Annotated in this window: 8 protein-coding genes and 4 pseudogenes; 3 read left to right on the top strand and 9 right to left on the bottom strand. The window is 40.2% G+C overall.

Going from position 1 to position 14,145, the window contains the following annotated elements:
- Positions 1-6: 6 nt before the first annotated feature.
- The 6 genes from L2744_RS07605 to L2744_RS07580 are packed head-to-tail and all read right to left on the bottom strand — an operon-like array spanning position 7 to position 4,955.
- Entirely contained in the window at positions 7-1,248 is a 1,242-nt protein-coding gene (locus L2744_RS07605) for a tetratricopeptide repeat protein (RefSeq protein ID WP_248991343.1), read from the bottom strand.
- A 2-nt stretch (positions 1,249-1,250) separates the two neighbouring features.
- Positions 1,251-1,871: an energy transducer TonB gene (locus L2744_RS07600; protein WP_248991342.1), complete on the bottom strand. Its 621-nt coding sequence runs from the start codon at positions 1,869-1,871 to the stop codon at positions 1,251-1,253.
- Position 1,872: 1 nt separating this feature from the next.
- The gene (locus tag L2744_RS07595; protein ID WP_248991341.1) at positions 1,873-2,277 is read right to left on the bottom strand and encodes an ExbD/TolR family protein; all 405 of its coding nucleotides are present in this window, start codon (positions 2,275-2,277) and stop codon (positions 1,873-1,875) included.
- Positions 2,278-2,290: 13 nt separating this feature from the next.
- On the bottom strand, positions 2,291-2,818 hold the full coding sequence (locus L2744_RS07590) for a MotA/TolQ/ExbB proton channel family protein (RefSeq protein ID WP_006081157.1): 528 nt from the start codon (positions 2,816-2,818) through the stop codon (positions 2,291-2,293).
- Positions 2,818-4,173 (bottom strand): MotA/TolQ/ExbB proton channel family protein, encoded by a 1,356-nt coding sequence (locus L2744_RS07585; RefSeq protein WP_248991340.1) that lies wholly within the window; start codon positions 4,171-4,173, stop codon positions 2,818-2,820. The genes L2744_RS07590 and L2744_RS07585 overlap by 1 nt, the downstream gene beginning before the upstream one ends.
- Positions 4,173-4,955, bottom strand: coding sequence for a DUF3450 domain-containing protein (locus L2744_RS07580; protein ID WP_248991339.1), 783 nt, complete (start codon positions 4,953-4,955; stop codon positions 4,173-4,175). Before L2744_RS07580 ends, L2744_RS07585 begins: the two co-directional genes overlap by 1 nt.
- Positions 4,956-5,518: 563 nt before the next feature.
- Between L2744_RS07580 and L2744_RS07575 the strand changes: the two are divergent.
- The 3 pseudogenes from L2744_RS07575 to L2744_RS07565 all read left to right on the top strand — a co-directional run.
- Positions 5,519-6,560, top strand: a pseudogene (locus tag L2744_RS07575) (IS630 family transposase).
- Positions 6,561-6,661: 101 nt separating this feature from the next.
- Positions 6,662-7,417 (top strand): annotated as a pseudogene (locus L2744_RS07570) (IS5 family transposase).
- Between the two features lie 517 nt (positions 7,418-7,934).
- Positions 7,935-8,251: pseudogene (locus L2744_RS07565) on the top strand (IS1182-like element ISLpn13 family transposase); the annotation flags it as partial.
- 152 nt (positions 8,252-8,403) lie between these two features.
- Here L2744_RS07565 and L2744_RS07560 read toward each other — a convergent pair.
- From L2744_RS07560 to L2744_RS07550, 3 genes and pseudogenes are all read right to left on the bottom strand, one after another.
- Positions 8,404-10,233, bottom strand: a complete 1,830-nt coding sequence (locus tag L2744_RS07560; RefSeq protein ID WP_248991338.1) for a 2OG-Fe(II) oxygenase family protein — start codon at positions 10,231-10,233, stop codon at positions 8,404-8,406.
- A gap of 76 nt (positions 10,234-10,309) precedes the next feature.
- Complete coding sequence (locus tag L2744_RS07555) at positions 10,310-13,030, bottom strand: TonB-dependent receptor plug domain-containing protein (RefSeq protein ID WP_248991337.1); 2,721 nt, start codon at positions 13,028-13,030, stop codon at positions 10,310-10,312.
- Between the two features lie 845 nt (positions 13,031-13,875).
- Positions 13,876-14,034: pseudogene (locus tag L2744_RS07550) on the bottom strand (porin); the annotation flags it as partial.
- Positions 14,035-14,145: the final 111 nt, after the last annotated feature.

Here is a 14,145-nt window from a genome sequence, read left to right as displayed (position 1 = left end):
GATAAGTTAAAGCGCAACATTATGCATACGAGCTTTCTCTTTAATGTAAGAGATATAGCTGTTTGCACTCTTCTCAGTCTTCTTATCTTTTGCCGCTAATTGTGCACGGTTATAAGCAGACTTATATTGCTTCAAACTCAAATGGGCTAATGCCAATTCAAAGTTTGCCTCACCTGGATGGTCAATACCTAACGAGATTGCCTTTTCAAGGACAGGTATCGCAGCAGCATAATTTCCATCTAAGCTCAGTAAACGACCTTGTTTTAAGTAGAGCTTGCCATCATTGCTGATCGCAGCAGCCTTACCGTAGAACTCAGCAGCCTCTTTAAACTCTTTTGCGTTTTGGTAGAATCCAGCCAAAATCTCTAATGACTTCGCATCCTCAGCGATCATGCCAGATTTCATGTGTTTCTGATAAATTTTAGCCGCTTGGTATGGAGCACCTTTCTGCGCCATTAGCTGTGCTAAACGAGTAATGTTACTCCCACTATCTAAGAAACCATTTCTGTAGGCTAAATCATAAGTCGCAAGCGATTTGTCATAGTTTTCAATCATCAGATAAAACTGAGCCAATTGAACCCACAATCTGCCATCTTCCGGAAACAAAGGCACCATGGTTTCTAAGACACCTACTGCGTTCTTATACTTCTTCTGATTGAAGTAAGCAGTCAGTTTCATTTGATACAGACCTTTATCAGGAGCTTCAGCTAATGAAAGACCTTTGTCAGCCACTTCAATTACTTTATCCCACTGCTTAAGTTCTGAATGCGCAATACCAATACGACGATACATTTGAGCATCAGCTTTACAAGTAAATGTCATCCACTTGTAATAGTAAGGAATCGCTTCCTTAAACTTCTTCTCTTGTAACAACAAATCGGCATAGAGACGCATAGTTGCAGCATGATCGGTTCCACCTAAAATATCAGCTTCAACAGCTTGCTTTAGGTATTTGATCGCAGTATCCATTTTGCCTTTTTCGGCATAAAAGTTACCCAGCATGCGCGCAACATACGCCTTATCGAAATCATTCTTAGCATTCGCTTCAAGCAATATAGCAATGGCTTCATCAAGCTGACCATTAGTATAAGCTTCAAAAGATTTCTGGATCTTTTTTGCAGAACTTTCACCCACTGCCTTAGATTGACGAGTATCAATTTCACACTTTTCAGCAGCAATTGCTGACGAAACTGTACCGCCAAACAAAGAGAGCAATAATAGGGCTGCGATTTTATTAACATTACGCATTATTAGTTGCCTCCTTTATCTAAAGTGAAGTCAAGTTGCACTGTCATACCCGGTTGCTTGAGTGGCTTGCCATCAACAATCTTTGGCTTGTATTTCCACTTTTTCAGTGCGCGAATCGCTTCTTTATCAAATAAACGCTTTGGCTCTGCTTGAATAACTTCAACGTCGTCGATACCACCGAGTTCATTAATGGTAAAACGAAGTTGTACCCAACCTTCTTTACCATCACGCGCCGCAGCAATTGGATATTGTGGCTCGATACGGACGATAGGTGTTGCATCGCCATCACGAGTCATCATATTGCCCAATTTAAAACCAGTACTTGGACCACCTGCTTGTACTCCTCCCATATTGAACGACATTGATGTATCAATGTTGGAAGAAGTATCCGGAGGTGTAGTATCAGGCTTCTGTGGCTGCTCTGGTGGTGGTGGCGGTTTAGGCACCACTCGTGGCTTATTCTGTGCTTTTGAATCCTGTCTATCCATCGTGATTTCAATTACAGGGGTCTCAGCCGATGTTTCAGCGCGCTGCGCTCCACCACCGACCAAGAACGCCATAAAAGCGAACAGACCAAAAGTCACAGCAGCACCAATAATGATTGATACTAGTGCTCTTAGCATATTAATCGTTCCCCGCAGCTACCGAAATCTTATCTATACCAGCCGCTTTGACTTGGTCTAGTACTTTAACCACTAAGCCATGTTGCGTATCTTTATCCGCTTGGATAAGCACCGCAGCTTCTGGAGCTTCAGCGAGCATACGCTCAACGTTTGCAGTTACACGTTCGATATCAACCTGACGGTTTTCCATCATGATCACGCCTGTTTTACTGACGCCGATAAAGATGTTAGCCGAAGGCTTTGAAGTCGCTTGTGAAGCTTTAGGTTTGTTATAGTCCAAACCGGAAGGTTTCACGAATGACGTTGTAACAATGAAGAAGATTAGCATGATGAACACGATGTCTAGCATCGGTGTCATATCAATTTGCGCTTCCTCATCTATACTGGAATGCTTTTTACGTGCCATGTTCAATCTCTCTCTAGTGGTGCGGCATGCTGTCTTTTAGCTTTTCTAAACTGATTTTCATCTTGGCATCGAGGCGAGTACTGAAAAATACTCCCGATAATGCTGCAACCATTCCCGCCATTGTGGGCATAGTCGCCATTGAAATACCAGCCGCCATCAAACGAGCATTACTCGTCCCCTGAACTGCCATCACATCGAACACTGAAATCATACCGGTTACGGTACCTAACAAACCTATCATTGGACAAATAGCCACTAAGGTTTTAATAATCAGCATACGTGCATTCAAATCTTGCTTCGCTTGGGACATCCAAGCTTCACGGATACGGTGTGCATACCAAGAGGTTGTTTCCTCTCTGGCGTCCCACGCAGCTATGATTGCTTTATGTTGCTTTGGTGATATCCAATTAAGATACCAATAACGCTCAAGCATCAATACCCACATTAAGAACAGAACAGCCGCTACAAGCCAGAGGACGTCGCCTCCGGAGGCCATGAAGCCCCTGACGGAATCCCAAATGTCCATCAGGTATAGCATCATTAGTCAGCCCTCTTCTCAGCATGTGCCGCGATGATACCAGCACTTTGCTCTTCCAAAATCTGCACAATTGACTTGCTACGTGCAACAACAATTGCATGCATCAACATTAACGGCAGAGCAGCAACTAGACCTTGTACCGTTGTTACCAATGCCATTGAAATACCGCCAGCCATCAGCTTAGGATCGCCGGTACCGAACAGTTGGATACTTTGGAAGGTTGCAATCATACCAGTTACTGTACCTAACAAACCCATCATAGGTGCAATAGCAGCCAGTACTTTAATAATTGAAATACGCGCTTCTAATGCCGGAGTTTCTTTCAGAATTGCTTCATCGAGTTTTAACTCTAATGTCTCAACATCAACATCTTTGTTTTCTTGATAAACTTTCAGAATACGACCTAAAGCATTATTGCCTGGGTTATTAACGTTCTTACGTTGGCTATTAACACGAGCACCAATAATAGTCATAGTCACTAAACGTTCGATAGAAATCAACATACCTAACGCAAGTAATATCATGATGATATAACCAATTGTACCACCAGACTCGATACGATCTTCCATGCTAGCTTTGTTAGTGAAGATGTTTAACAACACGCCACGGGCAGGGTCAATGTAGAAAGGTGCTGTACCAGAAGTTGTTTCTTCCCACTTAGCAACAGCGCTAACTTGATACCCTTCAGGCTGTTGAGATAACTGCTGAATTAGACCTAAATCATGGTTATATACAACGTACTTACCATCGGCAGTTAAGTTATACGCACCAACACGGTGAATAGTGGTCGTTTTAACGCTTCCGTCGATACCGGTAACAGAACCTTCAAACTTAACAACTTTGCCAGACTGTGCCATTTCGAATAGCTGCTCTTGCCAGAATTGCTCAAGTTCTTCGATTTTTGGTAATTGCTTGCGAGAACCTAAATCAGCGATAAATTTATCGCGATTTGGGAACTGAGCACTGATGTTCGAACTTGCCAGTTTGCCAGCAAAATCACCGGCTTCACCTTTAACCACACCAAACATTTCACCCAAGTCACCTTGAGCTGTTTTTAGATCTTCCTCTAATTGAGCAATTTTGCGCTCGTTATCTAAGAACGCTTGATTTAAATCTTTACCACGTTGCTTTTCAGCAGCTAAAGCATCTTTTTCACGCTTCAACATAGCCGCTTTATCGCCACGCTCGGCTTGGAATTCTTGCTCGCGTTTGCTGTTGACTTTACCTTCGGCAGCGCGTTCAACTTTAACTTGTTGCAATAATTGGTCAATGGACTTAGGCGCATCAGCAGCGCTTGCCATACCAGCAGTTAAAGAGAAACTTGCAGCCAACACAGCTGTAGTAATTAACTTCTTCATTATTGTGCAGTCTCCGCAGCAGGAATTGGTAACGCGAATAGATCTAGAGCGCCTTGTTTACGGGCAATGCGGATACCTTTTGTCAGTTCACGCAAATAGCTGTCATCTAACTTATCCCAACCCTTAGTTTCTGGGTTGTATATCCAGCCAGTCTTTTGATCTAAGCTCTGTGCATAGAGAGCTACGCGACCTAAGTTAAAGAAATCAACTAACACTTCTTTACCATCTAGGTTCAATTTGCCTTGGTTTACAGCAACGGCACTACCATATTCACGCTCAATGCTGTATGCATCGAGGATCAAACGGTATTTTTCAGCGAGGGTAACCTCGGCTGTATTTAGAAGGTTTTTCAACTCATTAACACGATTTGTACGCACTTCAGAGTTAAATGGTAAATCCAGTTGGACGAACTGTTCTAAAGACTCCACCATTTTGAACATTAACGGCACAACACCCTGACGTAACTTGTCAACACCATTGATGTCGTTTTGAACAGCGTCCATTGTCTTTTGCTGATCAGCGACTAAACTAGCTACATAGTCATTATATGACTTCAGAGACTCTCGCTCATCTGCCACTGAGCCATACTCGAAAAGCATGTCTTGTGCTTGATCAAAATACTTATCAACATTCTTTTGCGACGCTGCTGCATCAGCATGGATCATACTATCCGCTTTCTGCACGTCGGTAAGAGGATCTGCAACCACTAAGTTGCTGCTCGCTAATGCCAGCACGCCGACAAGTGCAGTAGCGATTTTTGTTCTATTGCTTACCTTGGACATAGTTCCCAACCAATTTGAAGTGAATAAAAAGTTAACTTACCAATAACATAATCATTCGCATAAGCTGCGAAACACTATAAATACTGTAAGTTTGTCTATCTCTTGTGATTCTTAGTTTTTTCTTCCCTTTCCTATGCCATTACAGGCACAGACCCGCTGGCATCATTTCACAAAATGTTGACCTATGTCAACATTCGAAATGTGTAAAAATCAGTGTAAGGAAACCTTGAACGTGTAAAAACTGTAGGGGATGATTTTTTGGACGAAGATAGAAAAACTCACCGAGTAGAAATATACATATTATTAACAAAAACAGATGAATAAGGTATTTTTCAATCGATTAAAATTGCATTAGTTATAAAATCACTCTCACTTCATGTATTCTGTATTATAGGGTAAATTAGTTTCCCCTTTATTTAATTTTTTATCCAGAATTCAGGTTAACTCTAAATAACTGTTCCTAAATATAGATCACTAAATTTTTAGAAAGGGAGAACTCGGCTTCGTTTGTGTGATCTGCTCAATCGCCAAACCAACCATCCCACACAAAGAAGCCGGGAGCCATGATACTAACACTTCCCGATCGTGCCGTGCGACACCGCATTCAAAAAAGATCCACAAAACCCGAGATAAGGATGAGTGTCGTAGGCTGAATGCCATTCTGCTGCTGGCTGACGGGTATTCAGTCACCGCAGTGTCCAGCCTAATCGCCGCAGCCCGCTCATCCATTAACCGATGGGTTAATTGGTATACCGAATGCAGCCTTGAAGGTCTAGCGTCTTTAACTCGTGGACGCACGCAAGTATTACCTTTTAAACAAATTAGCATTGTGCTCAGAACCTTGCTTGAAAACTATCGCCACAGGACATCGGCTATCAGCGCTCTCGCTGAAGCGCAGAGCTCATGGCGATTGAACTTAATCGCCTTTTAAATCTGAAAATCCATTCGTCGATGCTGCGCAGATGGTTACCCAAGATCGACATTGTTTGGCGTAGAGTCGCCCCAACTCTGCATATCAAAGACCCTGATAAAACAGAGAAAATGGCGAGAATTCAACAAACGTTGACTCATTGTAGTATCCGCCCATCAGATATTCTACGAAGATGAGGTCGACATACACCTAAACCCCAAGCTCGGTGCTAACTGGATGGAAAAAGGCAAGCAAAAACGAGTGATTACGCCAGATCAAAATGCTAAGCGCGATTTGGCTGGTGAACTACATGCACGCGCTGGGTGAGTGTCTTGCGTAGCGAGTTCAAGTAAGGACTCAAACTTGTTTCTATCGATGCTAAAGCAGCTTAAACGTCTGTACCGCAGAGCCAAAAGCATCACTTTAATCATCGACAATTTATATCATCCATAAAAGTAAAAAGACACTGCGTTGGCTGGCCAAGAACCCAAAATTTATCTTGCTGTTCCAGCCGGTGTTCTCGCCTTGGGTGAACAAGATAGAGAAACGTTGGCATGCGCTTCATGAAACCGTGATCCGAAACAATCAATGTAAAACGCTGTGTAAATTGATGGAGCAGGTCAGGTACTTTATGGACAATGTCTCACCCTTTCCGGGTTGGAGACCATGGACTCCAGAAAGTGGAGCACAATTAGGAAGAGTTATTTAGAATCTGTTGATCTTTCGAGAGTGATTTTTAGACAGTATGGCAAGACGTTATAATTTGCTTCGCCAAAAGTAAGCATAACCTCAAACCATGCCAAGATTTATGCTAACCGATGCACGCTGGGAAAAGCTATTTCATTTAATGAAAAGCACAGGCCGTGTTTATGACAAACCTAAACATAGGTAAACATTCGAAGGTATTCTTTACCGTCTTAGAACAGGTATTCCTTGGCGAGATTGACCCAAAGAGTTTGGTCATTGGAGTACTATCTTTAGGCGGTTTCATTTATGGTCAAAGAAAGGCATTCTGGCTTATTTATTCAAAGCGTTAGCCAATCTTGCTGACATGGAATGGGTCTTTATCGATGGCTCGATAATGCGCGCTCATCAGCACAGTGCTAGTGCAGCCACACCAAGTAATGAGAGCATCGGTAAAAGTCAAGGCGATAATTCAACCAAAGCTCACTTAGCAGTCGATAGCGGAGGATTATCTATTTATTTCGAATTATCAGAAGGTCAGAAACACAATACTGCACACGCTCCCAGCCTAATTTAGCACCTGAAGCAGGTTGATACCGTGATTGCAGATAAAGGTTATGACAGTGATGCTTTTCGTGAATTTATAGTAAATAAAGGCGGGAAATCAGTTATCCCAAAGTCACTATAAAAATACAGCTCAAGTGACGGTAGATTGGTGTTTATATCGATGTCGGCATTTGGTGGAGAATGTCTTTGGAAGAGTCAAAAACTATCGAGCAATATCAGAAAGATATGATAAATTAGCGAGGAATTACACAGTATGGTTTCACTGGCGTTTACGTTAATGTGGCTCCAGATGTATTGCTGAGCAATATTTGTACAGCAAAGATCGACAGACCCTAGGCAAAGTAAGAAATTGATGTCGCCACTTAAATGCTGTTTTTACTGAAATATCACAGCATTTGGCACTATTTCTAATCGAAAAACTGTCGAGCATACAAGAAAAGTAAAACTGCCATTTATTAATGGTAACGCAGGCGATAAAATGGTGTATTAATAGTACACATGAATGTTTTATGGCAAGAGAGATAACTATATCACTGTTGCCATAAAACTTACCATGTCGCCTAATGTTTTCGTAATAACTATGAGAACATCGAGGTTTGGCAGTTAAATATTTTCAAGGATATTGATACATGAGCAGCTATTAAGCTGTTGCTGTAAAAAGGAAATAAGTAATATCTTCTGTTCAATAGGGGTGTTCTACTGCTTGCAGCTCAATTGCGAGTAGATGCGGGGACATAAGTGAGCTCCTCACACAACTTTATATAATAAAATCAGTATAGCAACACTTAGCTAAAACACAGCCAGTGGGATTGCTATCGATGTGCCATGGCAGAAAGTCCAGTTCGCGCACGATCAATGGTTTTAAACAGCATAATTGCAATAAATATCAACACAAAGCTTATTTTTGCCACTAGTGTACGGGCAGCCAATGAACCGGAACATAAAGCAGAATGGTTGAAATCCAAGCTGCTGAAATGTGCAGAAGTTAAAGATACTGAATGTTGACCGCGGTTATCTGGCTGCACAGAGGAAAGCTGAGTTACATTTGCACAATCAACTTGTTACACATAAGCCATGGACACCCACAAACAATGGGAAGTTCAGTAAAAAAGAATTTGAAATTGACCTAATCAACCACCAAGCAAAGTAGAGCACCTACTTGGATCCATCTTTAATCGCAAAAGCCACAGGATCTAATACATCGGAGTAAGGCTAAATGAATACGATCTAAACAGCACCGCAACCATTACTAACCTGTATATTTGCATGGTGATGGCTCCTTAGTTTTTAAACTATGTGGTGCTCTGGTACATATTTAGGTAGAATATCAAATGCTATTGTCATGCGTTCTCCATCATTTGATTTAGGTGTAGTTCCATGCCACATGTAAGAGGGAAATATAACTAACTTCCCAGCTTCAGGTTTCACTACAAATTCTGGTTCTAACTTGAGCCAACGACTGAGTTCGGGTTGGCCAAACTGCAACCATCCATTTCCATCGTTTGTTACACCACTTGTAGTCAAGTAATAACATGCACTGAATACTCCAGAATTATGATAATGATTTAAATGAAACCCAAACTCCCCAAGATTAACGGACCAAGAACCACTAAAATCAATTGAAACAGGTTTGGATCGAAAAAACCTTTGAAATAACACATCTGGCATAGAACTAATAAACCTTTCAATGACATACCTCACTCGTTCTTTAAAATCACAGATACTTTTTACTTCCAAGTTAAATAGTTCCCCTTTAGTTTGAGAACCAACTCTTAATGATTGATTAATTGGGTATTTATTATCAGAATGAAGATTGAACACGTCGATGGTTAACTGAGCATGCAAGTCAGGGTTAAATTCACTCAACAAATCAAACACTCCTATAAAATCCTTATAATTAAAAATATCATTATACTCTTCTCGATTAGATATACGTAAAACAGTTGCGTACAATGCTATAGAGCTTTGTGTAGGTTGGGGTTGTGAGTACATCAAGCCAGCACAAACTAACGCTTGTGAATAGTCTTTAAGACATAGTAACGTAATTACACGTTCATACATAGCATCTATATTTAGCTTATCTATAGTCAGTTTATCAAGCACCACTAAAGAACGTTCAAACTCACCCAACTCACGTAATACATGTGCAAACATGACAAATGCTCTATCGTTTAACATATAAAACGTATAATGTTCCAAAACATTTTTTGCAAGGATTAAATTATCAACTTTTATTAATTTATATGCATACTCTAATGTTAGAACATCTAACGGATTGTTTTTATATGCGGCTTCATACTCAACAAAAATATTATTTGAATGGCAATTCCACAGCATATTAAAAAGCCGTTCATGAATCTCTACGTCTAGAGGGTAATATTTGAGAAGCTTTCTATAGCATTGAAGTGCAATTTCAGTATTAGGTTGCAACTGTAAAAAATCAATATATGCAAAATTGAATATTCGGTTTTCAGGATAACGCTCTGCACATAGCTTCAGAAAATACCCAGCTTTATCATAGTCATCTCTACTTAGATACAATTTCCCCAACTGATACATTACAAGTGCACTTTCTTCTTTATTTATACACTTCTCGTAAAGAGTTATTGCATCAGTTACTCTACCAGTAGCAACGTAACTCTGCCCTAAACCTATAATAGCTCCGGTATGTTCACTAAAAATAAGCCTAGAAAAATTAAAGCTCAATATTGCTTCTTCAAAACGATTATTACTCATGAGCGTCAACGCTTTATTATAATGAGCATCAAAATACTCAGAATCAATATTTAATGCTTTGTTAAAGTATGAAATAGCATTGTCAACTTTGCCAATATCATTTAGAAGACCGGCGTAAGCACAGTGAAAAGCTGGGTGAGAATACTTTGAAATTAACTTTTTAAAAAAACACTCACTTTTTGAGTACTCACCAATACGCCTAAAGGACTGAGCGATAATATACAAAACATCACGATCATCACGATCATCACGATCATCACGATCATCACGATCATCACGATCATCAATAACTTGAATCAACGGCAGCAGCAAATGAAGTGCTTGTGAGTAATTATTGCACCTATAATAGGCCAAACCTTGTTCAAATTGTTTATTCAACATTTTAAACCTCTTACAGCTTAATTAACAAACATAAAAATGCCAGCTCACAAGGCTGGCATCTAAAATAAAAATTAGCTTAAAACTTTACATTTATTTTCGCATACCAATACTGACCTGCGGTGTCATATGATACTGGAATAGTGTTCATGTCTTGATTATTAGTAATATATGGAGCCTCTTCATCAAATAAGTTACGCACACCAATTGTTAGTGCAGTATTTTCAAAGACAAAATAAGTTCCTTGAACATCGTGATACCATATAGAATCAGCAGTATTATCTAAGTTACTTGCGCTCGCATACAAGTCTTCACCTTCTGATTGATAGCGACTTTGCCAACCAACTGACCAGTTATCCATTGTATAAGTTAAGTTTAAGTTTGTGCGTAATTTAGAGAAGACGGCAAGTGTAGTTTCCCACTGATCCGCCGCAACTTTACCAGCAGCTTCAACTTTATCTGCACCAGCAAATGGAGTGTAATCATACTTCTCAAGGTAAGTCCCATTCAAAGTTGCTGCAAAACTACCACTCATTAAATCAGTTTTATAAGTAAAATCGAAGTCATAGCCTGCTGTTTCAAATGTAGACAAGTTAGCATTTGTCAATAAAACCCCAGCAACAGTACCAAGTGCAGAGCGATATGGTGAAGTTGCATGTGGTGCATCACCAGTTAAACTAGGACCTTGAACGAACTGACATAATGGACTAGAAAAGTTCTCTGAATTCCAACAGCTGTTAATAACGTTATCAGTACCAGCAGTTCCAATACCATTGGTGATCTCAATATTGAAATAATCAACGCTCATCGTTATACCGATATCGTGACTATATACAAAACCTGCAGTAAAACTGTCAGACTCTTCGGGTTTAAGCTCAGGATTACCACCGACGACTGTACTGGATTGGTTTGAAGAAAGGGTAAAGTTACCAGGTAAGCCTTCAGCAGCGCAGTTTGCCTTAACTGTCGCTGATTGTGCACCAGTCGCATATTGCTTACAAGGTTCAGTATAAGCCAGATTAGTTTCACTTTGAGGAGCAAAAAGCTCACTAATACCTGGTGCACGGAAACCGGAAGCAACTGTTGTACGAAGCAACAAGCCATCAATTGGAACCCACTCCAATCCAAATTTAGTATTTGTAGAACTATCATTTAAGAAGTCAAAATCCGAATAACGAACTGCAGCAGTAACACGTAGTGACTCGGCAAATGGTAAATCGGCTAAAATTGGCAAGTCCAATTCTGCATAAAGTTCATCAACTGAATATTGTCCAGCTGTCGGCTCACCAGCAACAGAATATATCTGACCAATAGAAGCTGCACCGTCTGGTGTATTTGAATATTCTTCCCAACGCTTCTCAAAGCCCGTTGCAAACATAACTTCCCCACCAGGTAATTCAAATCCTAAACCACCAGACAGGTTACCTTGTAACTGACGTGTTTCACCACGAACTACTGGGGAGTTAGGGACTAACATGTAAGCTAACATTTCATCTGTAAGAGTATTTTCCTCTAATATATTCCAAACTCCAGGACAATCGGAATCTGCCGCACATAAATCGGGATCCAACATTGTATCAACACGAGTAGGGTTAACACGGCCAGAATCTAAACGAGTATCTATATAGCGGGCGAAGTTATACGATAAATCCCAATCATAGTTTCCTAAAGTTCCCTCAAAACCAAACACCATACGATAATCAGAGAAATCTTGTGAGAAACCACGTCCACCAGTTTCAGACAAACGACGAACTACATAAATGTCTTCACCTGTAATGTTATATGGATTAGATGTCGGCATTAGCGGTCCCCAAAATGTCCCTTCAGGTGCCATTAATTGGTCTGACTGCCGGTTAGTGAACCCCCCTTCAATAAATGTTGATAAAGTATCAGTAATCTCGTATCGACCTGCCGCATTAATGCTGAATACTTCCTGTGGAGTGACCATATAACTATCAGGAGCAAAGTTATAAGCATCTTTTGTGGGATCAAACAAACGAACTTCACCTGTGGTTTTATCTTTTACATAACCATCCGCACTTGGCGTTCCATCAGCATAAAAAAACTGTCCTTGTGGAATAGTGCCAGAACCACCACAATATTTACCGTCAGCATTCTCTGAAATAGGACATGCAGAGAAATCACGATCCCCCTGCCCAATAGCTTTTCGATCTGTGTATTGAAGTGATAACACTACATTACCACGCTCAGATGAAGCTCCAGTTGTTAATGACAGTAACGTTTTGTCACCATCCCCTTCACCAGTAACATCATACTGAACATTAAATTCAGCCCCCTCAAAATCTTTCTTCGTAATAAAGTTGATCACACCAGCAATTGCATCGGAACCATAAACGGTTGATGCACCATCACGAAGAACTTCAATTCGCTCAACATATGCTGTCGGAATTGAGTTCAAATCACCGGATGCAAATCTACGTCCATTAATTAAAACCAATGTACGACCCGAACCCAATCCACGTAATGAAGCTGTAGCATAGCCACGGCTACCATTATTTACGGAAGAACCTTCAGCCCCTCCGTTTATCGCTGGAATATTTTGTACAAAGTCTTCTAGTGTTACTGCACCAGAAGCGGCAATATCCTCTGAGGAGAACACAGAAATAGGGCTAGCAGTTTCTAAATCGGTACGTTTAATACGAGAACCTGTAACTTCAATACGCTCAACTTTTGCACCATCTTCTGCTGCTAATGCCATTGGTGCGGTTAATGCTACAGCCGCGGCGCCACCAACTAATGCTAATCGCACTGAATTAGCTAATAAATTACTTCTAAGCATTGTCTATCTCCCTGGACATATCAGTCTTCTTATTTATTCCACCTCTGCATTTGACGCGAGGTAGTGTTTGCAGACCTTTATAACTAAGCATGTTTAGTTTCAGTTACAAAGGTCACGCTTCAGGGCAATAAAATCACATTTGAAACACTTAATCAACAAGTGAAGCAAAAATAAAACCTTTCAGATTCAATTAAGCTACCTTTTAAAAGACTTTAAAGATAAAAATTGGCTATCAATATGTTTTTAATTAACATTGTAAACCGCATGCTGGCGTCAGAATAAACAGATAAAACCATTAAATTTCATTAATATAGATAAATCACTGTGCATAGTTACACTTTATCCTCCACTTCCACCACTCGTAACAAATAAAACAAACAATCAACAAACATCCTGCCGAGGGCTTGTTAAAAACTGAGTGATGATGAGTGATAAGCAAAGTGTGTTGATAAGACAATGTATTGATAAGACAAAGAAGATAGTTACGACGTTTGATGAAGAACGATGCAGTTGGCTATTGATCTAATTGTAGCGGTTTAAATATCGCAACCAAAAGACATAATAAGATATTGATATTTAAGTTATTTTACTTACCCATTAACGATAGCTAGATACTTTTGTCCATTGCAGAGGGTTTTCTATATAAATGGATGATGTAAACTGCTCACACATTTTGATACACATTTGTTACAAATACTAAGTATCATTTAGAGCAAAAAGCTAGATAAGTTTGGAGGTGTTGCGGGTGTGTATTCAACTAAGCGAAACAAAAATGCCAGTCACGACGGACTAGCATTTTGTTTAACATGCAACTCACATAATACTAAGTGCGAGCCGCTTTTTCTTTACATCGTATAACGGATGCCGATTGCAATACCATCATCTTCAGAAAGTGACATTCTCTCTTCTTGTGCGCTATCGGCACTCGTAAAATCACTGTAATCTTTACGAGCCTCTACGTAGAGGACAGTGTTTGGATCCCAAACAAAATGTAGGCCAACAACCGAGGCTGTTCATAATTCTGTGTCAGGTTAATTTCACAGATCGATATGGTTTTCTAAGCGCCCCTCAAAATGGATTGAGAGCTGTGATAGCGTCAAATTCCAATTTTGGAT

This window comes from Shewanella profunda (genome assembly GCF_023283765.1).
In the GTDB taxonomy this organism is placed as follows: domain Bacteria; phylum Pseudomonadota; class Gammaproteobacteria; order Enterobacterales; family Shewanellaceae; genus Shewanella; species Shewanella profunda.
This window is presented reverse-complemented; position numbering and strand designations above follow the sequence as displayed.